Source organism: Aeromonas sp. FDAARGOS 1403, from assembly GCF_019047325.1.
GTDB lineage: Bacteria > Pseudomonadota > Gammaproteobacteria > Enterobacterales > Aeromonadaceae > Aeromonas > Aeromonas dhakensis.
Genome location: NZ_CP077249.1, coordinates 1336938 through 1359310 on the forward strand (window position 1 = coordinate 1336938; position 22373 = coordinate 1359310).

A 22373-nucleotide genomic window follows, 5' to 3' on the forward strand; every position below is an offset into this window, starting at 1 on the left:
TAACCGTTCAGACTCAATCTGGTCAAGCTATTGCCCCTTTTCGGCTGCCGCCGGCCCGGCGTCACAGCTGCGGGAAGTAGCAGGCGGCCATGTCGACCGGGTGATCGGGGCTGCCGGGCAGGTAGAAGTGCCAACCCGCATCGGTGAAGGCGCGCAGCTCGCTCTCCACGAACTTGAGGGCGAGGCTGAGGGCCTGCAGGGCATCGACGCCATAGATGAAGGTCTTGTTGCCAAGGCCGTCCAGCTTCACCTTGCAGCGCCAGTCACCGCCGGCGGACTTGGGATCCGGCTCGGGGGCTCCGATGGCAATCTTCACGGTCAGCTGTTCTCCCTCGATGCTGATGGCATCGAAGCGCGCTTTCACTATGGCTCTCTTCATCTGGACGATCCTTTTCCGGGGCCGGCGTCTGCCTGGCCGGGCTGATGGGGGGTGAGTCGGCCGGGAGGGCAGACTCAGGAAGGTCAGCCTAATGGATGCGGGCACCGCAGACAACGGGCATCGAGGCGGCTTGTGAGGTGGCTTGAAGATCCATGATTGCTGCTCTTTTGATCAGCGGGTGGCGGGGCAAGCGCTATTTTCCCGCATTGCTTGATGCGCATCCATGAATGGCCGGATTCGCTGCTGGTTTGGCGCCGCACCCGGCATGATAATTGGGGCAGGCGGCCAGCCCGGCGTGCGCCTCTCGTCCCCCGGATCCAAGGAAACCGCATGGCACTTTCGGTCGAGCAATTATATGAAGTGATGGCCCAGCTGCCCGATCCCGTCTTCATCCTGAGCGAAGACGGCTACTACATCGAATACATCGGCGGGGTGGAGCAGCAATCCTATCAGGATGGCAACCCGCTGGCGGGCAAGCGACTGGCCGATGTGCTGCCCGCCGACATGACCCGCTGGGTGATGGATCAGGTGACCCTGGCGCTGGATTCGGGCCAGGTGCAGGTGGTGGAGTACGAGCTGGCAGCGGTGGAGGTGGAGGGGATCGACGCCTCGGTCGGGCCGCAGGGGATGCAGCGCTTCGAGGGCAAGATTGCGCCGCTGCCCTCTCGCTACGACGGCAAGCGGGCGGTGGCCTGGGTGACCCGTAACATTACCGGCCAGCACGAGCTGCAGCAGCGGCTCAAGCTGCAGAGCGAAACCGACCAGCTGACCGGCCTCTACAACCGCCGCTATTTCTTCGAGCACTGCCGGCAGCGGCGGGAGAGAGAGGCCCCCTGCAGTCTGGTGATGCTGGACATAGACCACTTCAAGCAGATCAACGATCGCTTCGGCCATCAGCAGGGCGACCGGGCGCTGCAGCGCTTCTGCGACTGCGTGGCCGCCCAGCTGCGGGCGGACGATCTGTTCGTGCGCAGCGGCGGCGAGGAGTTTCTGATCCTGCTGCCCGGCATGAGTGAAATGGATCTGCAGGCGCTGGCGGAGCGGATCCGGGCCGCCGTGGCGGCGCTGCCGGCGGATCCGGTGGCCTTTACCGTCAGTCTGGGCACCACCCTGGTGCAGCCGGGGGAGGAGATCAACCAGGCGCTGGCCCGCGCCGACGAGTGGCTCTATCGGGCCAAGCGGGCGGGTCGCAACCGGGTCGCTCACTGCCCTGCGGGTGGCCAGCGCAAGGGGGCAAAACAGGGGAAGCCAACCCCCTGATATATGGCGGCAGGACCGGCACCAATATATTGGCGGCGGCCTGGGCCATTCATCGCATAATTGGCTGATATTGCCGGGCTGATGCTGTTAATATTAACGGGCCACTCTCTGGCCTTATTCAAGTTGTTGAGCAACTCATCGAGGTTTTGTCGTTATGTTATCAGACGGAGCTGAATTGATTATCTTGAGGCCAAAATGACACATCTTATTTCCTTTTGAAACAAGCTGATTCAAACAGTCATGAATTATTAACCTTGACCTTTATGGCGATTTCAACGATGGTAGCGTGGCATCCCCGTTTCCTCTTGGTGATCATGTTGATCGCAGGCGGGCTTGTTTTTTCTACGATCCGGTCGATATGCCGCGGCATGTCGCCACGCCTAATTACACGGGCCAATAAAATATAAGATGACAGATTAATAAGGTGTATATCGCAATGAGTGTTGCTATTGCTGAGAAGAGTAATTCCACATCAAAGTTGAAATGGGAGAAAAGTGATTCGGTATGGACCATGGGATTATATGCCACTGCAGTCGGTGCCGGTACACTGTTTCTCCCAATTACCGTTGGCAGTAATTCGCCGGTTATTTTGCTGTTTATATTATTGATGGCATTTCCGCTTTCTTATTATTCCCATCGGGCATTGAGTCGTTTCGTATTATCCAGCTCCCACCGGGAAGGGGATATTACCCACGTGGTGGAAGAGCACTTCGGTGCGCGGGCAGGCAAGCTGCTGATGCTGGTCTATCTGATGGCCTTCTACCCCATCATTCTGGTCTACAGCATCTCCATCACCAACGCGATCCAGAGTTTTGTGGTGCACCAGCTGGGCAATGCCGAGATCCCGCGCGGCCTGCTGGTGCTGGGGGTGATGCTGGGGCTGCACCTGGTGCTGCTGGCGGGCAAGCAGATCGTGGTGTCGGCCATCAGCGTGCTGGCCCTGCCCATGGTTGCCTTTCTCATCGGCCTCTCCATCTATCTGCTGCCCCAGTGGAGCCTCTCCTACTTCAGCGAGAGTCAGGGGGTGGACTGGCGCGACCCGGCGTTCTGGAAATCCCTCTGGCTGATCGTGCCGGTGATGGTGTTCTCGTTCAGCCACGCCCCCATCATCTCCTCCTTCAGTGCGGCGCAGAAGAAGCGCTGTCAGGCGAGCGCCGACCAGCGCGCCAAACGGATCATCAAGTGCAGCAGCCTGCTGATTTGCGGCAGCGTGCTGTTCTTCGTGGTGAGCTGCGTGATGAGCCTGAGTCAGGCCGAGATGGCGCAGGCCCGCATCGACAATATTTCGGTGCTGTCGGCGCTGGCGAACAAGTTCTCCAATCCGTTGATCGCCTACGTGGGGCCGCTCATCGCCATTCTGGCCATGTCCAAATCCTTCCTCGGCACCTCCATGGGGGTGAGCGAGGGGACGGTGAGCATGGTGAACGGTGCCTGCCAGGGGCTGGGGCTGTCGCTGCGTGAAGCGACCATAGCGCGGGTCTCGTCGGTCATCCTGTTCGTGGTGACCGGGGTCATCACCTACTTGAACCCGAACGTGCTGGAGATCATCGAGAAGGTGAGCGGGCCGCTCATCGCGGTGATCCTGTTCCTGCTGCCGGCCTGCTCCATCTATCGTCTGCCCGCCCTCAAGCGTTATCGCGGGGCGAGTACCCTCTTCGTGCTGGTGATCGGGCTGCTGGCCATCTCGGCCCTTATCTACGATCTGCTGTGACGGCGGATCCCGCACAAGTCAAAAAGGGCGACCCATGGGTCGCCCTTTTTCTTGGTGTTGCCGTTAGCCAAGCAGGGGGGAGACGCTCTGGCCGGCCATCAGCAGGCCGATGGCCAGCGCGCTGAACCAGACCAGGGTGGCGCTCACCAGCAGGTAGCCGCTGGCGACGAACAGGCCGTCGCGCTGCAGCATGCCGATGGCCAGCAGCAGGATGGCCCAGGCCGGCATGGCGTTGGTGAAGGGAATAGCGCCCAGCGGCAGCATCAGCAGCAGGGCCGCCAGCATGATCAGCAGGCCGTTGCAGCGGTTGATGGTGCTGCTGCCGGTCAGCAACAGCAGACGCGGGCGGATGAAGCGGTCGATGCGGGCCAGCAGGTCCGCCCCCTTGTGCAGGGTAGGCTTGAGCTGATCGGCGGCGAAGCGGCGCTCCATCAGGATGGCGGGCAGCCAGGGCACCCGGTTGAGGGTGATGCCGATGCCGATAAACAGGATCAACAGGCCAAACGGAGTGCTGACGCCGGGGATGGAGACCGGCAGCAGGAAGGGCACGGTGAGCAGCACGCAAAACAGCAGCATGCCCTGCTCGCCGACCAGGGCCAGCATCTGGCGCAGGCTGATATGGCTATCCTCGATGGCGTGGGCGGTGGCCCGCAGGGTGTCGGAGAGCTTGTTCTGGGGGTCGTTGAGTTGCGCGGCAACCATTCCCTGTGTCCTTCTGGTGAGTGGCACCGGCCCACCATGAGCCAGCTGCCGGCCAGCATACGGGGCAGAGGTTAATCGGGGATGAATAACGGGCGGGACGGCCGAGTGTGATCCTTGCGGCGAAAACGGCGCGATACAGGCTGGGTTTAGGATAGGGGCCAGGGGGCTCTGATATGCTTGACGGGCACTGGTGCAGCGCACGGAGGAGCCGTGATGAAACGAGCAGGGATCATGATGATGGGGCTGTTGTTGCCGCTGGGGCAGGCCTGGAGCGCCGAGGGAGAGGCCGCCCCCGGCTGGCAGGTGACGCCGTTCTTCGGTTACAGCTCGGCCATCGACTTCGAGGCCAATGACGACCCCCAACCGACGCCTGTCGCCACCCGGCTGGAGTCCTTGCAGGGGGAGCGCTCCGGCAGTTGGGGCCTGTTCATCAGCAGGGAGGTGGACGACCCCGGCATGATAGAGCTGCTCTACAGCCACCAGTCCACCCACCTCTCCCCCGATCAGCCGGAGCGGTTGACGGTGGATACCCTCCACTTCGCCGGGGCGCTCACCCTGTCGGACAACCTGATGGCCCCCTATATCGGCGCCGGGATCGGGGCGACCCGCTTCGCCGCCTACGACAGCGACGTCGCCCCCTCCATGTCGCTGGCGCTCGGGGTGCAGCCGCGCCTGACCGAACATCTGGCGCTGCGGGCCGAGGTGCGCGGTTATGGCGCCCTGGTCAACGACAACAGCCAGTTTCTCTGCAACCCGGACCAGTGCGTGTTCAAGGTGCGCGGCGAGCTGGTGACCCAGTGGCAGGCCAATATCGGCCTGACCCTGCGCTTTTGAGCCTGATGCACCGCAGCGCCCTGCCGCCCCTGCCCCGTACACTGCCTTCGTTGTCGACCCCGCGGCTGCTGTTGCGGGCGTTTGATGCCAAAGACAGCGCCGATCTGTTCGCCATCTACGGGGATCCTCTGGTGATGCGCTTCGTCGGCGAGCCGCCGTTTCCCTCCCTCGCCACCGTGGCGCAGATGCTGGCGAGCGTGGAGCGGTTGCTGGCCGCCGGCGAGTCGCTGGAGTGGGGGCTGGTGGCGCGCGACAGCGAGCGCCTTATCGGCACCTGCGGCCTGCACAGCTTTGCAAACGAGGCCGGTCTGCGCCAGGCAGAGGTGGGCTGCATGCTGGCTCGCCGACATTGGGGAGAGGGATGGATGGCAGAGGCGCTGACGGCCCTGATCGCCTATGCCCGCCAGCTCGGCCTTGCCACGCTGGTGGCGGATATCGAGCCGGACAATCTGCCCAGCCAGCGGCTGTTTGAGCGGCTGGGCTTTGTCTGGCAGCAGGATGGCTGCTACCGCCTGGTGCTGGGCAAGGGGATCACAGCAGACCACGGGTAAGGCGGCTGAGGGGCTCGTTGACGTCGAACAGCTTGAACTGCACCGCGCTGGCGCCCATGGCGAGCACCCGCTGCTCGTGCATGGTGGCGTAGGCGAGGGCGCTCGCCTCATCCTCGAACAGATAGATGCCGCCCGCCTCGCCGGTGCGCGGGTTTTCGGTCCAGATCTTGGAGATGAAGCCCGGCTCCCGGGTGATGGACTCGGCCAGCGGCATGGCCGCGCTCGTGAGGGCCGGCCCCATCAGCTCGGTGGGGAAGTTGAAATGGATCTGCAGCAGGCTGGGCATGGTGCACCTCTCGTGGGCGTTGATTGACGGAATCCGCATCATAGGAAGCCGGCAACTTGGCTGCAAGAAGGCACATTTTCGTGGCATAGTTACCGCAAAGTAACCACTCGCGAGCCATCCCTTGTCCTCATTGCCCTGTCCCGCCTATCGGGTGCTGCGCCTGCTGGCCGGCAAATGGAAACCGGCCATCCTGTTTCATCTGTGCGCGCAGACCCTGCGCTTTGGCGACCTGCGTCGCAGCCTGCCCGAGGTGAGCCAGAAGGTGCTCACCGCCCAGCTCAAGGAGCTGGAGAGCGACGGCGTCATCATCCGCACCCTCTACCCGGACGTGCCGCCCCGGGTGGAGTACAGCCTGAGTCCGCTCGGGGTCGCCTTGACCCCCCTGCTCCAGCAGATGCACGACTTCGCGCTGAGCCACGGCGATCTGCTGGCGCTGAGTGAAGCGGAGGCGGCCCGCGAGGAGCCCCATCCCGCCAAGCGCCGTTAAGCCTGCGCCGGCCAGACCATTACCCACTCGGCGCAGCCGGTGTGGGGATCCACGGCGTCGGCCGCCACCTGAAATCCTTGCGCGCGATAGAAGTCGCACGCGGTCCGGTTCTGCTGATAGACCTGCAGCCGCAGGGTCGGCAACTGCCCCTTGGCGTGCTCGAGCAGGGCCTTGCCCAACCCTTTCCCTTGCTGCGCGGGGGCCACGAAGAGGGCGGCCAGGGATCCCTCGTGCAGGGAGTAGAAGCCCAGTACCTGCCGATCCCGACAGATCAGCTGGCTGTCGGCGGCGGGCAGATAGATCTCCCGCATCGGCGCCAGGTTGGCGTGCCAGTAAGCGGGCTCGATGAAGTGGTGGGCCTGCAGGGAGGCCTCCAGCCAGATGGCGAGGACGGCCTCGGTGTCGGCCGGGGTGAAGGGGCGTATCTGCATGAGTGTCTCGTCTGGATTCGTCAAAAGAGGGGCATGGTAGCAGCACAGGCTCTGCCGTCACCCGCCAGCGGGCAAAAGTGGAGCCCTCGTAACAAAAAAGGCGACCCGCAGGCCGCCTGTTGCCGTTAGCCGGCGTAGGGGAGGGAGGAGTGGTGCAGCACGATGCGCACCTTGCCGTCGTCCCCCTTCTTGAAGCCCCAGGTCTTGTCGACCGTGGTCTGCTTGTTGTCTCGGTCGGTCAGGTGCACCTTGCCCATGGTGAGGGCCATGTCGCCGTTGATGTAGACGGCGGCATTGCTGTAGTCGTAGCTCTGCCAGTTCTTGAGGGCGAAGCCGCTGTCGGCGGGATAGGCCTTGTTGTTGCCGACGAAGTAGGCCAGCGCCCCCTCCCGGTTGATGCGAAAGGTCTGCTCGCCGCCGGCCAGGGTCGGCTTGAACAGTACCGGCCCCTGAGCGTAGCCGTAGGCACTGTCGAGCACGGCGCCGGCGGTGGCCCTGGCCTTGTCGATGCCGCCGCTGCGGTAGTCGTCGCTGATCTGGATCAGGGCCTTGCCCCAGGCATCCTGGGCGGCCTTGATCTCGGCTTCGGTGATGTTGTTGTTGGCGATTTCGGCGGCGCTGAGGGAGCCGCTGGCGGCGAGCAGAACGAGGACAAGGCCGGCTCGCTTGGTAAACAGGGTCTTGGTGAACAACGTCATGGGATGATGACTCCTGGGTTCGCGTTTAAGGAGTCCCGGAGTTTATCTATCCGCGATGAATAAAAATTGAACCCATCATTCAGCCTCGAGTGGGGAGGGATCTGCCTCCCTCCCATCCTCATCCCCCTCAGCGGGCCCGCAGCAGCCAGCGACTGGCCGGGATCGCCGCCAACAGCCGATAGCCGAGCAGGGTGAGCGCCAGCAGCGCCGGCACCTTCAGCAGCTCCCACCACAGCTGCTTGCCCTGCGGGCCGAAGATCATCAGCCACACCACCAGCATCATGTGCAGGCAGTAGAGGCCCAGCACCTTGGGGGCTTGGCGTTCGAGCCAGCTGCCCTTGCCCCAGCCCGGGTTGGCCAGCAGCAGGCCGAACAGCCCCAGCGCCCAGGGAAGCGAACCCAGCAGGAAGTCGTGGCGGTTGAGGGGCACGGCGGCCAGGTGCAGCAGGCCCCAAGCCTCCAGGGCGTAGAGCCCCATCCCGGCCGCCATCAGCAGGGCGCAGCGCCTGGCATCCGGCTGCCAGGCGCGCAGGCGCAGCTCGGTGCCAAGGGCCACGAACAGCAGGGAGAAGAAGGGGCCGTTGCGGGTCAGCAGGGCCCACTCGCCCCCCAGCAGCAGCGGGCCATAGGAGCCGCCGAGCAGGGCCAGCCCGTAGAGCAGAGCACCCAGCAGCGGGGCTAGCCTTGGCAGGCGGACCTGCTGGCAGAGCGCCAGGATCAGCACCGCCAGCATCAGGGCGGGCAGGAACCAGAGGTGGATCATGCCGCCCACCCACCAGACGTTGAGCGGATCCCCCAGCTGCATCTGCCACTGGCCTGCCATGGCTGGCAGGTAGCCCTCGCTCACCGCCGCGAGTGGGTTGAAGGGGATCAGCAGGTAGAGCAGGCTCCACGCCAGCCAGAGCCCCAGCAGGGGGCGGCAGTAGCGCAGCGCCACCGTCAGGGGGTGGCCTGCTGCGAGGGCGGGTTGCAGAAAGTAGCCGGCGCAGAGGAAGAACAGCGGCACCGCGAAGCGGCAGAGCTGGTTGATGATGGCCCCGAGCAGGGGGTAGGGCGTGCCGTCCCACAGGGTGGGATCGAAGGGGTTGCTGAAGGGGGAGAGGTGAATGGTCATCACCGCCAGGATGGCCACTACCCGTCCGCATTCGATGCTGGAGATGCGCATGCTGCCTCTTGCCGCAGGGATTGAGGGCGCACCCTAGCAGCTGCGGGCGGCCCCCATCCAGCCGCCAGGCCGGCAACTGTGAACCCCATCGGCGGCCGGTTACCCTTTGTTACCCGAGGTGCAGGCAAGGTTACCGCCGCCGAGAGGCCGATCCCGTTTTGTCGTCGGTAAACGCCCTAGAGCAGGGCCACCAGCACTGTGACCAGGGCGCCCAGCAGCAGCAGGGCGATGCCGCGCGCGGCCGGGCCATGCAGCTTGTTCCACATCAGCAGGCTGGTGAGGGCCAGCAGCAGCATGGCCAGCGCCGCCAGATCCCCCACCAGCTGCCACGGCAGGCCGGTGCCCATGCCACGGTGCAGCCGGTTGAGGCTGGCGGCGAAGTTGGCCTGTTGCAGTTCGGTGCGCACCAGCAGGGTGCCTTCCACATAGCTGGCGGCCACGCTTTCGCTCAGGGTGACGCCGCGCATCTCCCAGCGGGCCGGCAGGGTGAGCGGGCCGTCGGGGGTGGGCAGGGTCTGGGGCGGGCTGAGCTGGACGCGCCCCTCCTCGAACCCTGCTGGATAGCGTTGTTGCAGCAGGCTTTTCAGCTCATCCGGGCTGGTCAGCGGCGCGCTCAGTACTATCTCTTCACTGGATTTCTCGGTGTGGGGGCCGGGCAGCGGCAGCACGGCCCTGTGTTGCAGCCAGAGGCCGGTGAGGCCGTAGAGCAGCATCAGGGTGAGGGTGGCAAAGCCGGCCCAGGCGTGGATGCGGCGCACCCACTTGTTGTTGTGCAGGGGGAGTTTTCTGCGTCTCATTGCTCGGTGCTTCATAAAAATCTGGCCAGCAGGAGCTGGCCAGAGGGATCGGGAAAAGGGAGGGATCAGAAGCGGTAGGCGGCGCTCAGATGCAGCTGACGGGGTGTGCCCGGCATGATCTGGGAGGCGCTGGTGGCGCTGACGAAGTAGTCGTGATCGGTCAGGTTCTCCACGCTCAGCTGGGCTTCCCACTGCTGCCAGCGGTAGCCGGCACGGGCGTCGAAGCGGGCGTAGCCGGGCAGGGTGGTGGTGTTGGCGTTGTCGGCGAAGCGATCGCCCACCGCGGTCACCCCGGTCTCGCCGAACCAGCCCTGCTTGCCGCTCTGATAGCCGGCGAACAGCTCGCCGTTCTGGCGAGAGACGTTCATCGGCCGCTTGCCTTGCAGATCGGCGTCGGCCTTGACCTGCTCGGCATCCTGGATGGCGATGCCGCCGCGCAGGTAGATCTCGTCGGTCAGCTGGGCGCGGGCGCTCAGCTCGATCCCCTCGGTGCGCTGCAGACCGGTGAGGATCACCTTGGTGGGATCCAGCGGATCCTTGCTGCGCTTGTTGTACATCTCCAGCCGGTAGAGGGAGAGGGTGGTCGCCAGGCGGCCATCCAGCCAGTCGCTCTTCACGCCGCCCTCGTACAGCCGGGTGTGCTGGGGATCCAGGTTGTTGTTCTTGTCGCCCGGGGTGATGCCGATAAGTTCCCCGCCCACCGGGGTGAAGGTCTTGCTGTAGGAGGCGTAGAAGGCGTGCTCCTCGATCGGGTTCCACACCAGACCCAGACGCGGGCTCAGGCTGGTGACCGAGACGGTCTCCTCCTTGTTGAGGTCGTTGCGGCGGCTGGTGACGGTGAAGTCGTCGCGGCGCAGACCTGCCAGCAGGTGCCAGTCGCCCAGACTGAGCTGATCCTGCACATAGAGGCCGTAGCCGCGCACCTTGTGATTGGCGTCGCTGGAGAGTTTCATGGCGCCGTCGTAGGTGGGCAGGGAGCCCGGATCATAGAGGTTGCCGGCCGGGATCTCGGTGGCGTTCTGGTAGAGCTTGGGGGTGCGCTCCTGCCAGTTCTGCTCGAAGCCCACCAGCAGGCGGTGCTCGACGGGGCCGGTCTGCAGCTGGCCTTCGACCTCGGTGTTGCTGATCAGGCTGTTGGCCTTGAGATCCTGCTGCCAGCGGGCGCGGGTCACCTTGTCACCCTTGACGCTGGTGACATAGGTGTTGTCGAACTGGCTGTCGAGGCTGGTGTAGCCCAGCTGCTGGCGCAGTTGCCACTGATCGTTGATGTCCCAGCTGAGGCGCGAGCGGGTGGACTGGGCCACATCGTCGATGAAGTCGCGGCGGGTATCGCTGTAGACATACTCCTTGGGCACGTCGGCCGGGCGGCCGTTGACGCCGGGGATGCCGCGATCCGGGGTGCGGTCGTGCTCGTTGCGCTCGTACTGCAGCAGCCAGTTCAGCTTGTCGTTGATCTCCCAGTTGACGGAGGGGGCCAGCAGGGTGCGTTTGCTGGTCACGCCGTTGCGAAAGCTGTCCTTGTCTTCCTGAGCCAGGTTGAGGCGCACCTGCACCTGCTCACCCGCTTCACCGTTCAGGTCGGCAGCCAGCCGGCGACTGTCGAAGCTGCCGACCTGGGCGCTGACGCTGGACTCCAGCCCTTTCTGTGGCTTCTTGCTGACCCGGTTGACGATGCCGCCGGTGCTGCCACGGCCATAGAGCACCGCCGCCGGCCCCTTGAGCACTTCGACCCGCTCGGTGTTGCCAAGGTCGCGGGTGTACTGCATGTCGTCGCGAAAACCGTCCAGATAGAAGTCGTTGCTGGCGCTGAAGCCGCGGATGTTGACCCCGTCGAAGCGGGTGTCACCGCTGGCGTTGACGCCGGGGATGCCGGTCAGCGCCTCACTCAGGGTGGGCTGGCCGAAGGCGGTCAGCTCGCTGGCCTTGACGCTGTCGATGGCCTGCGGCACCAGCTTGGCCGGGGTGTTGGTACGGGTCGCGGTGGCGACCTCTTCATGTTGGCTGCGTTTGCCGACCACTGTCATGGTCTCGTCTTCGGCGTGCGCGCCGGCACTCAGGGCCAGCAGGGCGACACTCAGCAGAGTGCGCGGGTGGTGAGGTGTGTGCATGTTGCGTGTTGACTCTTGAAGAAGCGACCTGATGGTCTGAACTTGTTGATTTATTTGTAATTATTTTGTTCTCTCTCATTTGAGAGGATGCTAATGATATTGATTTTCATTAGCTGTGCAATAGAAACATGTTTTGATGATGGGGCTGGGTATCGGATGGCTCGCCCTGCCGGCAGGAGGCCCTGTCGGCAAGGTGACGGGAGGAGAGAAGAAGGGGGATGAGGGGCTCAGTGGTCGGCGGCGGCGGGGGCGATCCCGGCCAGCTGCTTGCCCAGCACCAGCCGCGGCGCCGGGTCGGTCTGCAGCGGGATATCCTGCAGCGGGGTGCCCTGCAGGTTGCGGTGGATGATGTTGGCCGCCATCCGGCCGAGGGCCTGATAGCTGCTGATGGTGCCGATGGTGCAGCCGTGCTCCACATAGAGCTCGGCGCTGCAGATGGTGGGGATGCCCGCCTCGTTGAGGGCGGCCAGTAGCTCGGGGGCGATGGAGAGCAGGTAGCTGTCGGCGGCGAGAAACACGATGCTCTCTTTGGCGTCGCGCTGCAGCCGCTTGAGCTCGTTGGCCAGTCGCCGCTTGTCCGGTGCGATGCGCCAGGTGGTGAGTTCCCACTGGTAGCGACGGGCCTCGCGCAGCAGCATCTCGCCGGTCAGCAGGGTGTTCTGCTCGCGCGGGTTGAATGGCAGCAGCAGCCCCTTGCTGGCGGGCAGATAGCGGCGGGCGTTGGCGAGCTGCAGCGCCATCGGCACCATGTTGCTGGTGCCGGCCACCATCCGGTTTTCCGTCTTGTCGTCGGACAGGAAGCCGGCCCCGACGGGGTCGGACACTATGCTGAAAATCAGCGGCTTGCGGTTGCCCACCAGGCTCTTGACCATGGCCGTGGCGGTGGTGCCGAAGCAGTAGATGTAGTCGTAATCGGCGAGGGAGGGCAGCAGCTGCTGGCGCAGCAGGGTGGCCAGCGCGGTTCTGTCCTGATTAGCGTTGAAGGTGACGAAGATGGGGTGATGGCCGAGCCGGTTGAGCTCGTCGCGAAAGCCGCGCTCGGCGTCCGTTTCGCCGCGCCACAGCACCATGGCGATGGTCAGCGCCTGAACGGGCAGGGCGCAGAGCAGGCAGCAGCAGATGAGCAGGCGTAGCGGCATGATGATCTCCTCGTCTTGGCTCTGTTGAGCCTAGATCATGGAGGGCCGGGCGCGTCGGGGCGGACCAAAAAGAGCGCGCCGGCATCAGCCGGCGCGCGCAGTGCAGAGGGGCCCGACTTAGAAGTCGTAGCGGGCCGCCAGCTGGAAGTCATCCTTGACGTTGAGCTTGCCGCTCTCTTTGCTGTCGAGATTGTTGATGCGGTACTCGCCGATGACACGCAGGTTCTTGTTGAACTTGTACTGGGCGCCCAGGGTGTAGTAGTCGATGGAGTCGTAGTCAGCCTTGCCGGACTGCTCCACCTTCTGCTTGTTCCACAGCGCCATCAGGCCGAAGCCGTTCTCGAAGTTGTAGCCGAGCGCCCCTTCCCAGCCGGTGTGATCCTTGCCGGTGGCCAGGAAGTCGCTGCCGTCCGCATAGCTCAGGGCGGCGTAGACGGCCTTGTTGTCGTACTTGGCGGAGAGCAGCCACAGCTTGGCATCCTCTTCTCCGTTCTTGTCGCGGATACCCACGTTATAGGCGGTACCCAGCGCCAGATTGAACGGGAAGGTGTAGGCCACGGCGGCGCCGTAGGCGGCATCGCTGTCCTTGCTGGTGGTCTCTTCGGTGTCACCGCCGTCGAACTTGTAGCTGGTATCGATCTGGAAGCCGTTGAACAGACCAGAGTACTTCAGCACGGAACCGGCGCGGTTGGTGGCGAAGGTGTCGGTCTTGGCGCCGAGGGCCTCGTTGCCGTAGCCGTCGGAGAGGGAGACGTCAGTCCAGTCGGCCAGGAAGCCAGGGGCCCCCTTCTGGCGACCGAAGGTGATGTTGCCCCAGTCGGCGCCGACACCGGCGAACGCCAGGCGGGTGCGCAGGTTGTCGGAGTTCTCGCTGATGGTCTTCTCGCTGTCGTTGATGTACATCTGCACTTCGTACTGGGCCAGCGCCTTCAGTTGGCTGTTGATCTGGCTGTCGACCTTGGCGCCGAAGCGGACGAACTGGTTGGCGCCCTGCTTGTCGCTGTACTCCTGGGTTCCGTTCGGATGGGTGCTGTCGACCCCTTCCTTCTTGTCACCGAAGAACTGGCCGGCGTAGATGCGGCCGTACAGATCCAGGGTGGTGGTGTCATTCTTGTAAACTTCAACGGCTTGAGCCTGGAAGGCCGCGGTGAGAGCCAGTGCCACTACAGTCAGCTTTTTCATCTTAATCCCTTGTGTTGCAAGCTTTGTTGTAAAAGACGGGGGCCATGCTAGGCAGGGGGGATGACAGCGGGGTGACACTCTCGTGAAGTGTCGGTGGCGGTTTGATGTCAAATTGGTGAAAGGGCCGTGTTTTGTGTGACGAACCGCCACTTTTGCGCGCAAAGGTTTGCCCTTGTGGTAGAATGCCGCCCGTTTTCGAGCTCCAAAGGTTGGATATGCGATGAGACGTGAACTGGCAATCGAGTTTTCCCGAGTGACGGAAGCGGCTGCACTGGCTGGCTACAAGTGGCTCGGACGTGGTGACAAGAATATCGCCGATGGGGCGGCCGTTGCGGCCATGCGCCATATCCTCAATCAGATCCAGATCGATGGTGAGATTGTGATCGGCGAGGGTGAAATTGACGAAGCCCCCATGCTCTACATCGGCGAGAAGGTGGGGACCGGCATGGGCGACGCGGTGGACATCGCGGTCGATCCCATCGAGGGTACCCGCATGACCGCCATGGGTCAGGCCAATGCCCTGGCCGTGCTGGCCGTTGGCGACAAGGGCTCCTTCCTCAAGGCCCCCGACATGTACATGGAGAAGCTGATCGTGGGTCCCAAGGCCAAGGGTGCCATCGACCTCGATCAGGCCCTCGAGCTGAACCTCAAGGCCGTGGCCAAGGCGCTCGGCAAGCCGCTCTCCCGCCTGACCGTGATCACTCTGGCCAAGCCGCGTCACGACAAGGCGATCAAGGAGATGCAGGGGCTGGGCGTGCGGGTGTTCGCCATTCCCGACGGCGACGTGGCCGCCTCCATCCTCACCTGTCTGCCGGACAGCGAAGTGGACATGCTGTACGGCATCGGCGGCGCACCGGAAGGGGTGATCTCGGCGGCGGTGATCCGTGCGCTGGACGGTGACATGCAGGCCCGCCTGGTGCCCCGTCATCAGGTCAAGGGCGACAGCCCGGAAGTGCGTGCGCTGGGCGAGCAGGAAATTGCCCGCTGCGAGGCGCTCGGCATCGACGTGAGCAAGGTGCTCAAGCTGGAAGACCTGGCCAAGAATGACAACGTCATCTTCTCGGCCACCGGCATCACCAAGGGTGATCTGCTGGACGGCATCACCAGCGACGGCGTCATGGCGACCACCGAGACCCTGCTGATCCGTGGCAAGTCGCGGACCATCCGTCGCATCAAGTCGATCCACTTCCTGGACCGCAAAGACAGCGTGGTGCGCGACATCATCCTGTAAGCCGGATGAGCGTGGGGCAACCCTCATGGTACCGCCTGAAAAGCCCGACGCTGTCGGGCTTTTTGTTGTCTGTTGGCAAGGGCACTATTTCATGGCAGGGCCGGGATAACAGTGAGGAAAATCCCCGCCCTTTGCTACACTGGCGCACCCTGCCGAGGAAAGCATTACATGGAATGTCGTCAAGGTTGCGGTGCCTGCTGCATCGCCCCCAGTATCAGCAGCGCCATTCCCGGCATGCCCGACGGCAAACCGGCTGGCGTGCCCTGCGTGCAGCTCGATGCGCGGCTGGGCTGCAAGATCTTCGGCCAGCCCGAGCGCCCGGCGGTGTGCAGCGGTTTTCGCCCCATGCAGGACGTGTGCGGCTACCACAGGGAAGAGGCCATCTGGCTTATCGGTGAGCTGGAGCGCATGACGGCCTGAGTCTCACCCTCTTCTTCAGGGAGAGGGTGGTTGCTGGTTTCCCCTCATCCCCGACCCTTCTCCCGCGAGGGGAGCAGGGAGTGCAGCCATCCGAAGCAATCCCAATAATCCCAATAGATAGAAAGAGGCCGCAACTGCGGCCTCTTTTTGTTTCGCGACGAACGGGTGTCAGACGTCGGCCAGCTGCAATGCCTGGCGGTAGTACTCGTTGGCCTTGTTGGTGAGGCGGCGCTTGTCCATCACCTGGCCGAGGGCGTGGTAGACGGCGGCATTCGGCGCCTTTGCCACCTCCTGCTCCAGCAGACGCTGGGCCTCGTCCAGCTGACCGGCCAGCAGGTAGACCTGGGCCAGCGCCGCGTCGACGCCCGGCTGATCCTGGATCTTCTGCAGCAGGGTCAGCAGGGGCTGGTAGCTGTCGAGCTTGAGCTTGGGCAGGCGGGCCAGCAACTGGGGCGAGACCTGCTTGCGCAGTGCATCCAGCCACAGCTCGGCGGCTTCATTGTCGGCCCCCAGCTGGCGCAGGCGATCACCATAGGCGGCCAGCAGCTCGGGATCCTGGCGCAGCTTGCGCGGCAGCGCCTGCCACACCGGGCGCAGGGTATCGAGGGCGCCGCTGGCTGCGCTGAGGCGGCCGCGCCAGGCCTGTTGCAGCAGATCCTCTTCCTGTTTGGGAGTGAGCTTGCCCACCTTGTGCAGCGCCGGAATGAGGTCGATGAGGGCGGTCCAGTCCTCGCGGGCCAGGTGTACCTGGCGCAGCTGGTCCAGCACCATGGGATGGCGCGGGTTGAGGGAGTAGACGGATTCCAGCATGGCCAGCGCGGTGTCGTACTGGCCCTGCTCGATCTGCAGCTGGGTCTGAGTCAGGGTCAGCGCCAGCTCGGCCTTGGGATTCTCCTCCTGCGCCTTTTGCAGGTATTGATCCCGGCGCACGTCATCGCCGCGGGCCTGGGCCGCCTTGGCGGCGCTCAGGTAGTTGAGCAGCGGGGTGTCGCTGTTGCTGGCGCCCTTGAGCATCAGCTTCTCGGCCTGGCTGTAGTGCCCCTCGGCCATGGCCAGAGTGGCGGCCACGGTCTGCTGGTTGGCCTTGCGGCGCCGGCGCGAGCCATACCAGCCCAGCGTCTTGCGGCGCAGGCCGAATACCCGGCCCAGCACCCACTCGACAATGAGCAGCAGACCGTAAAACAGCACCGCCAGGATCACCGCGCTGGTGACCGAGGACTCCACCGTGTAGTTGCCCAGCGAGATCAGCACATAGCCCTTGTTGCCGGAGGCCTGCGGGCCGAAGATGAGGCCGGCCACCATCACGGCCACCAGTACAATCAGACGAATCATGGTGCCCTCCTCAGTTGCTGGCCAGAATGCGCTGCAGGCGCTCGGTCAGCACCTCTTCCAGCATGGCCTGGGTCTTGAAGCGATCCGGATAGTTGAACTGGATCTGCTCCCCCTTGAGCTTGTCCAGCTCGGACTGCATGTAGTGGGTGGCGCTGTTGTCGGTGTCGAAATACTGAGTCAGCCAGCGCTGGGCCTTGTCCAGGCTGTCGTCATAGAGGGCCTGCTGCTCACGGTAGACGGCGAGCTGGGCCTGCAGCAGCTTGGTCTTGAGGTTCTCGCGCAGGAAGATCTCCTGCTGCGGGGAGAGCAGGGCCTCCACCGCGCCGTCACGACGGCGGATGGTGATGAAGTTCTCGGTGAATTTGACCCAGTTCTTCTTGAGATTGCTCTCCCACTCGTCCGGGTTGGTGCTGACGGCCTGATCGGGCTCGCTCTTGGCTTCCGGCATGCTGACGGTAGAGAGCGGCAGCAGCTCGATCTGATCGGAGAGGGCGGCCAGCTTCAGGGTCAGCCCTTCGCGGTCGATGCGCGGCATCCCCTTGAGCTGGGCGATGTCTTCGGCCAGCGCCTTGCGGATGGGCATCAGGCTGGGATCGTTGAGCGCCTTGATGCGCTCGTCGGCATTGCCGAGCAATGTGATGGCGGAGACGAGGTCGTGTTCCAGCCACAGCTTGCGACCGGCCATCCGCACCAGGTATTCGGATTCGGCCAGCATCCAGTCGTTGGGGCGCTTGTCGTTGAGATCCAGCACCCGGGTCTGCAGACCCTTGAGCTCGTCCTGCAGCAGTTGTTGCTGCTTGCCGAGGGCGGCCAGCTGTTCGCCATCCTTGTTGTTGCTCTGATCCAGTTTGGCCATGGCGTCAGCCAGCTGCTGCTTGAGGGCGCCAAGTTCGGCCTGCTGGGCCACCGCGTTCTGGTGGCCGTGCAGATAGAGTCCGCCGGTCAGGCCGAGAGCCAGCAGGATGGCGATACCGCCGAGCACTGCACCCGAGCCGCCCTTCTTGTTGTTGCTGACCTGTTGGCCGGGTTGCTTGTTGTCGGCCACGGAGGCCGCGGCACTCGGCTGGACTTCTTGCTGTTCAGTCATTCCATCTTCCTCAGTTCCAGAGCGGCCGTCAGGGCCTGGTTGGATGCACCCTGGGCAATCGTGATATGGGTAAAGCCCGCCGCCGCGGCCAGTTCGGCCACCCGCGGGCTGGGGACCACCAGCAGGCGGTCGTGCAGCCAGGGCTGCTGTTGGTCCGGGACCAGTTCCAGCAGCCGTTGCAGCAGTTCGCCACTGGTAACGAGCAGGCTGTCGAGCCCGGCCGCCTGCCAGTGGCGGGTCAATGCGTCCCCGTCCAGAGCGGGGTAGTGGCGCTCATAGGCCGCACAATAGTGCACCAGTGCGCCGCGTGAGGCCAGCGTCCGGGCGATGAGATCCCGGCCGCCATTGCCGCGCAGGATCAGCACCCGCTTGCCGTTCACCTGTTGCAGACCGGGCAGGGCCAGCAGCCCCTCGCTGCGCGGATCCTCCGGGCAGGCTGCCGTGATGCCGACGGCCGAAAAGGCGTCCGCGCTGGCCTGGCCGACTGCAAAGTAGTCAATATTTGGCCAGGTCTGACCAGTTTGCAACAGAAAATGATGAGTGAAATTAACTGCATGCATGCTGACGGCGATGACGATGTCGGCCTGGGGCAGCAGTTCGGGCAGGCGCTGCAGCTCGCCGCCCGCCACGGTTTCCAGCAGCGGGCAGCAGAGCGGTGCGTGGCCGTGCTGGCGCAGCAGCGCCACCAGCTCGGCGGCCTGGGCGGCCGTGCGCACCACCAGCGGGACCATCAGGGTTGGGTCCGGCATGGCGGCCATGCTTCGACCAGGCCCGCACTCATGCCCGGTAGACCTCGGCCAGGATGGCATCGGCACCATCGGCCAGCAGGCGCTGGGCCAGGGTATGGCCGAGGGCCTCGCCGTCGGCCAGTGGGCCGCGGATCTCGTCGCGGATGACGCGGCTGCCATCCGGGCTGCCCACCAGGCCGCGCAGCCACACTTCTTCTCCCTCTACCAGGGCGTAGGCCCCGATGGGGACCTGACACCCCCCCTGCAGGGCGCGGTTCATGGCGCGCTCGGTCAGCACCCGGATCCGGGTCTCGGGGTGCTCGAGCGGTGCCAGCAGGGCGTGCAGCTCGTGATCGTCGAGGCGGCACTCGATGCCGACCGCGCCCTGGCCGTTGGCAGGCAGGCTCTGTTCTGGCTCGATGAAGGCGGTGATGCGGTGCGCCATCTCCAGCCGTTTCAGGCCGGCGGCGGCGAGGATGATGGCGTCATATTCACCGGTGTCCAGCTTGGCGAGACGGGTGTTGACGTTGCCGCGCAGGTCGCGAATGACCAGATCCGGGCGTGCCGCTCGCAGCTGGCACTGGCGACGCAGGCTGGAGGTGCCGACCACGGCGCCTTGCGGCAGCTCGTCAATGGCGGTGAAGCGGTTGGAGACGAAGGCATCGCGCGGATCTTCGCGCTCGCAGATGGTGTGCAGGCCGAGCCCCTCGGGGAACTCCACCGGCACGTCTTTCATGGAGTGCACGGCGATGTCGGCCCGTCCCTCCAGCATGGCCGTTTCCAGCTCCTTGACGAACAACCCCTTGCCGCCGACCTTGGCGAGCGGGGTATCCAGGATCTTGTCACCCTGAGTGCTCATGGGGACCAGCTCGACCTGCAACTCGGGGTACAGGGCTTCCAGCCGGTCTTTGACGAAGTTGGCCTGCCACATGGCCAGGGGGCTCTTGCGAGTGGCAATTTTCAGGGTTCGGGCTGCCATATCAATCAATTGTTTCATCTTTAGAAGGAAAACGATCTTACCACCCTTTGCAGGGGCTTTCATGGCACAGCCGGCAAAAGCGGGGCCAAGCTCAAAAACAGCGGCTGAAAATGATTTTCATTAAACTAAAATGCAAGGTTAATTGATTGAAATTTAAAAAAATTATTGCTTTCCAATGATACTGTTTAGTGACTTGTCATAAATAATCCGGCGATTGTGTGCGGGCTTGTTTACCACCGCTGTTTGCATTGTTAACATGATCACACTTTTTTGACGTCTCCCCGTTTTGGTGCGTCATTTATCACCTCGTATAGGCAGGGCATTGCTGGTAAAACTCGACACGCTGGTGGCGCGCTACGACGACATCAATCGTCTCAAGACGCAGCGGGCGTTAGGTCTCATGAGTCGCTACGGGCAGCAGGTCTTCCAGCTGTTACCCGTCATGCTGCACTTCAATCACCCCCTGCTGCCCGGTTATGTGGCGGGGGATGTGCCGCACGGCATCTGGAGTTTTACCGCCAACGACGCCCAGCAGGCCTTCATCGAGGATCTCTGCCAGAACGCCAACTGCCAGAACGGCCTCACCACCCATGACAAGTCGATCCAGGGGCTCTACTCCATGGGCAGCACCTCGTCCATCGGTCAGTGCTGCCACTCGGATCTCGACATCTGGGTCTGCCACGTGGCCGGTCTGTCGCAGGAGCGGCTCGCGCTGCTGGATCTCAAGTGTCAGCAACTCTCCAAGTGGGCCGAGCAGCGGGGGGTCGATCTCAACTTCTTCCTGATCCCCGAGGACAAGTTCCGCCAGCGCAACGACGCCCAGATGCAGGGTGAGAGCTGCGGCAGCGCCCAGCACCTGCTGCTGCTCGACGAGTTCTACCGCAGCGCCATGCACATCGCCGGCAAGCGGCTGCTCTGGTATCTGGTGCCTGCCGAGTATGACGATCACTACGACGACTACGTCAACGGCCTGTTTGCCCACGGCAAGCTGAGCCAGGATGACTGGCTCGATCTGGGGGGCTTCAACCGCATTCCGGCCGAGGAGTATTTTGGCTCCGCCCTCTGGCAGCTCTACAAGGGGATCGACTCCCCCTACAAGGCAGTGCTCAAGTCGGTGCTGATGGAGGCCTACTCCCACGAGTACCCCAACACCCGCCTGCTGTCGGTGACCAGCCGCGACTGGTTCCAGCACAATGAGGGAATGCACTACCGGCTCGACAACTACTGCCTGATGCTGGACAAGGTGACCAATTACCTCAAGTCCATCGGCGACATGCAGCGGCTCGATCTGGTGCGCCGCTGTTTCTATCTCAAGGTGTGTGACGGCCTGAGCCATCCGAAAGAGGACCACTCCCCGGCCTGGCGCCGCGAGCTCATGACCCAGCTGGTGGACTACTGGGGCTGGAGCCGGGAGCGGCTGCAGCATCTGGATCACCGCCAGGAGTGGAAGGTGGAGGACGTCAAGGTGGCCTACGCCGAGCTGCTGGAGGCCCTGATGCAGAGCTACCGCAACCTCATCCAGTTTGCCCGGCGCAACAACATCAGCGAGTCCATCAACCCGGAAGACATCGGCATACTGTCGCGCAAGCTCTATGCCGCGTTCGAGAGCCTGCCGGGCAAGGTGCAGCGGATCAACCTCAAGATAGCGCCGGACCTGAGCGAGCCTGATCTCAGCTTCGTGCAGGTGCCGCACGGTCGCCTGAACCGCGCCGGCTGGTATCTCTACAAGCATTCGCTGGAGCCGGTGGATATCATCGGCCGGGCGCCGCTCGAATATAACGGTTACATCAGCAAGCTGGTCTCCTGGGCCTACTTCAACGGCCTGCTGACGTCCCAGTCCCGGGTGCACCTGTTCAACCAGGGCTCGGATCTGCACATCGACAACCTGCACCAGTTCTGTCGCGATCTCTCCGGCACCTTCCCGGTCAAGTATCCCCGTGCCACCAACCTGGCGCTGAGCCGGCCGTGCGAAATTCGCCAGCTCTCCATCTTCCTCAACCTGGAGACGGACCCGACCAGTCACTGGGTGGGCCAGGTGATCGAATTCGACGCCAACGCCGCCGACGTCTTCTCGTTCGGCCGCAACCTGGAGTGCCTGGTAGGCTCGGTGGATCTGGTCTATCGCAACTCCTGGAGCGAGATCCGTACCCTCCACTTCCAGGGGGACGAAGCCGTGGTAGACGCCCTCACCACCATACTCGGCAAGATGCACCAGGATGCCGCCGCTCCCGAGATGATCGAGGTGTTCTGCTACAGCCAGCACTTCCGCTCCCTGGTGCGCAGCCGCTTCCAGCAGTTGGTGGCCGAGTGCATCGAGCTACGTCTGGCCCGCGACAAGCAGCAGCTGGTCAAGACGCTGGCGCTCGGCAAGGAGAAGTACGGCATCTTCTTCGAGCGGCGCGGGGTGTCGGTCAAGAAACTGGAGAATGCGGTCGACTTCTACCGCCACATCTCCCACAACAAGCTGGATCACCTGCCGCTGCGGCTCGACAAGACCCACAGCCAGCACCTGCCCGGCATCGTCGACGCCTACGCCAGCGAGGGGCTGGTGCAGTTCTTCTTCGATACCCGGGACGCGGGCACCAACATCTATATCCTGGACGAGGCGAACCGGGTGGAGATCTACCAGCACTTCGCCGGCAACAAGGATGAGCTGGTGCAGGGGGTGAACCGTTTCTACACCTCCAGCCACGAGCGCTTCAGCGACGCGGGCCAGTTCAGCAACTTCAACCTGCCCCAGTACTACGAGATAGTGCAGATCAATGGCGAGCTGGAGGTGATCCCCTACCGCAGCCAGGGTCAGTTGCGTGACGGTGGCCAAGGGCGCGAGCTCGGGTCCGCCGCAGGCGCGGGGTAGGGCAGGGGC

General features: G+C 63.8%; 22 protein-coding genes. 8 read left to right on the top strand and 14 right to left on the bottom strand.

Annotated elements, in window-relative coordinates; translation table 11 throughout:
- Nucleotides 1–61: 61 nt before the first annotated feature.
- Entirely contained in the window at nt 62–379 is a 318-nt protein-coding gene (locus I6L33_RS06445; protein WP_005308203.1) for a hypothetical protein, read from the bottom strand.
- A gap of 330 nt (nt 380–709) precedes the next feature.
- On the opposite strand from I6L33_RS06445, the gene I6L33_RS06450 reads away from it, so the two are divergent.
- Both I6L33_RS06450 and I6L33_RS06455 read left to right on the top strand, forming a co-directional pair.
- Nucleotides 710–1639, top strand: coding sequence for a sensor domain-containing diguanylate cyclase (locus I6L33_RS06450; RefSeq protein WP_017786013.1), 930 nt, complete (start codon nt 710–712; stop codon nt 1637–1639).
- 436 nt (nt 1640–2075) lie between these two features.
- Nucleotides 2076–3350 carry an amino acid permease gene (locus I6L33_RS06455; protein WP_216973741.1) on the top strand — a complete coding sequence of 425 codons (1275 nt, stop codon included), beginning with the start codon at nt 2076–2078 and terminating at the stop codon, nt 3348–3350.
- A gap of 63 nt (nt 3351–3413) precedes the next feature.
- Here the strand turns inward: I6L33_RS06455 and I6L33_RS06460 are convergent, their stop codons facing one another.
- Nucleotides 3414–4052 carry an exopolysaccharide biosynthesis protein gene (locus I6L33_RS06460; protein WP_216973742.1) on the bottom strand — a complete coding sequence of 213 codons (639 nt, stop codon included), beginning with the start codon at nt 4050–4052 and terminating at the stop codon, nt 3414–3416.
- Between the two features lie 213 nt (nt 4053–4265).
- Here I6L33_RS06460 and I6L33_RS06465 point away from each other — a divergent pair, with 213 nt between their 5' ends.
- Together I6L33_RS06465 and I6L33_RS06470 are read left to right on the top strand one after the other, a co-directional pair.
- On the top strand, nt 4266–4886 hold the full coding sequence (locus I6L33_RS06465; RefSeq protein ID WP_017764633.1) for an outer membrane beta-barrel protein: 621 nt from the start codon (nt 4266–4268) through the stop codon (nt 4884–4886).
- 5 nt (nt 4887–4891) lie between these two features.
- Entirely contained in the window at nt 4892–5437 is a 546-nt protein-coding gene (locus I6L33_RS06470; RefSeq protein ID WP_216973743.1) for a GNAT family N-acetyltransferase, read from the top strand.
- Here the strand turns inward: I6L33_RS06470 and I6L33_RS06475 are convergent.
- Nucleotides 5418–5723 carry a monooxygenase gene (locus I6L33_RS06475; RefSeq protein ID WP_117405465.1) on the bottom strand — a complete coding sequence of 102 codons (306 nt, stop codon included), beginning with the start codon at nt 5721–5723 and terminating at the stop codon, nt 5418–5420. The genes I6L33_RS06470 and I6L33_RS06475 overlap by 20 nt on opposite strands.
- A 121-nt stretch (nt 5724–5844) precedes the next feature.
- Between I6L33_RS06475 and I6L33_RS06480 the strand changes: the two genes are divergently transcribed.
- Nucleotides 5845–6210, top strand: coding sequence for a helix-turn-helix domain-containing protein (locus I6L33_RS06480; protein ID WP_025202308.1), 366 nt, complete (start codon nt 5845–5847; stop codon nt 6208–6210).
- Here I6L33_RS06480 and I6L33_RS06485 read toward each other — a convergent pair.
- The 7 genes from I6L33_RS06485 to I6L33_RS06515 all read right to left on the bottom strand — a co-directional run bounded on the left by I6L33_RS06485 (nt 6207) and on the right by I6L33_RS06515 (nt 13730).
- Nucleotides 6207–6641 carry an N-acetyltransferase gene (locus I6L33_RS06485; protein ID WP_010635322.1) on the bottom strand — a complete coding sequence of 145 codons (435 nt, stop codon included), beginning with the start codon at nt 6639–6641 and terminating at the stop codon, nt 6207–6209. The two genes, I6L33_RS06480 and I6L33_RS06485, sit on opposite strands and share 4 nt — an antisense overlap.
- A gap of 125 nt (nt 6642–6766) precedes the next feature.
- Nucleotides 6767–7339: a hypothetical protein gene (locus I6L33_RS06490; RefSeq protein ID WP_010635321.1), complete on the bottom strand. Its 573-nt coding sequence runs from the start codon at nt 7337–7339 to the stop codon at nt 6767–6769.
- A 127-nt stretch (nt 7340–7466) separates the two neighbouring features.
- Nucleotides 7467–8504, bottom strand: a complete 1038-nt coding sequence (locus tag I6L33_RS06495) for an acyltransferase (RefSeq protein WP_216973744.1) — start codon at nt 8502–8504, stop codon at nt 7467–7469.
- A gap of 176 nt (nt 8505–8680) precedes the next feature.
- Nucleotides 8681–9301 carry a PepSY-associated TM helix domain-containing protein gene (locus I6L33_RS06500; RefSeq protein WP_216973745.1) on the bottom strand — a complete coding sequence of 207 codons (621 nt, stop codon included), beginning with the start codon at nt 9299–9301 and terminating at the stop codon, nt 8681–8683.
- 65 nt (nt 9302–9366) lie between these two features.
- Complete coding sequence (locus I6L33_RS06505) at nt 9367–11409, bottom strand: TonB-dependent siderophore receptor (RefSeq protein WP_216973746.1); 2043 nt, start codon at nt 11407–11409, stop codon at nt 9367–9369.
- 227 nt (nt 11410–11636) lie between these two features.
- A complete protein-coding gene (locus tag I6L33_RS06510) occupies nt 11637–12548 on the bottom strand; it encodes an ABC transporter substrate-binding protein (protein ID WP_139726486.1) in 912 nt (303 codons plus the stop codon).
- 117 nt (nt 12549–12665) lie between these two features.
- Complete coding sequence (locus I6L33_RS06515; RefSeq protein WP_010635316.1) at nt 12666–13730, bottom strand: porin; 1065 nt, start codon at nt 13728–13730, stop codon at nt 12666–12668.
- A 220-nt stretch (nt 13731–13950) separates the two neighbouring features.
- Here I6L33_RS06515 and glpX point away from each other — a divergent pair, with 220 nt between their 5' ends.
- Both glpX and I6L33_RS06525 read left to right on the top strand, forming a co-directional pair.
- Nucleotides 13951–14961 (top strand): class II fructose-bisphosphatase, encoded by a 1011-nt coding sequence (gene glpX, locus I6L33_RS06520; RefSeq protein ID WP_005308234.1) that lies wholly within the window; start codon nt 13951–13953, stop codon nt 14959–14961.
- Between the two features lie 168 nt (nt 14962–15129).
- The gene (locus I6L33_RS06525) at nt 15130–15381 is read left to right on the top strand and encodes a YkgJ family cysteine cluster protein (RefSeq protein WP_005308237.1); all 252 of its coding nucleotides are present in this window, start codon (nt 15130–15132) and stop codon (nt 15379–15381) included.
- A 168-nt stretch (nt 15382–15549) separates the two neighbouring features.
- Here the strand turns inward: I6L33_RS06525 and I6L33_RS06530 are convergent, their stop codons facing one another.
- Genes I6L33_RS06530 through hemC form a run of 4 tightly spaced genes read right to left on the bottom strand, consistent with a single transcriptional unit; the run spans nt 15550 to nt 19507 of the window.
- Nucleotides 15550–16713, bottom strand: a complete 1164-nt coding sequence (locus I6L33_RS06530) for a heme biosynthesis HemY N-terminal domain-containing protein (protein WP_208200281.1) — start codon at nt 16711–16713, stop codon at nt 15550–15552.
- Nucleotides 16714–16723: 10 nt separating this feature from the next.
- A complete protein-coding gene (locus I6L33_RS06535) occupies nt 16724–17800 on the bottom strand; it encodes a uroporphyrinogen-III C-methyltransferase (RefSeq protein WP_139396879.1) in 1077 nt (358 codons plus the stop codon).
- Nucleotides 17797–18531, bottom strand: a complete 735-nt coding sequence (locus tag I6L33_RS06540) for a uroporphyrinogen-III synthase (protein WP_216974107.1) — start codon at nt 18529–18531, stop codon at nt 17797–17799. Before I6L33_RS06540 ends, I6L33_RS06535 begins: the two co-directional genes overlap by 4 nt.
- Nucleotides 18532–18577: 46 nt before the next feature.
- Nucleotides 18578–19507: a hydroxymethylbilane synthase gene (gene hemC, locus I6L33_RS06545; protein WP_216973747.1), complete on the bottom strand. Its 930-nt coding sequence runs from the start codon at nt 19505–19507 to the stop codon at nt 18578–18580.
- A 322-nt stretch (nt 19508–19829) separates the two neighbouring features.
- On the opposite strand from hemC, the gene I6L33_RS06550 reads away from it, so the two are divergent.
- The gene (locus I6L33_RS06550) at nt 19830–22364 is read left to right on the top strand and encodes a class I adenylate cyclase (RefSeq protein WP_216973748.1); all 2535 of its coding nucleotides are present in this window, start codon (nt 19830–19832) and stop codon (nt 22362–22364) included.
- Nucleotides 22365–22373 lie beyond the last annotated feature (9 nt).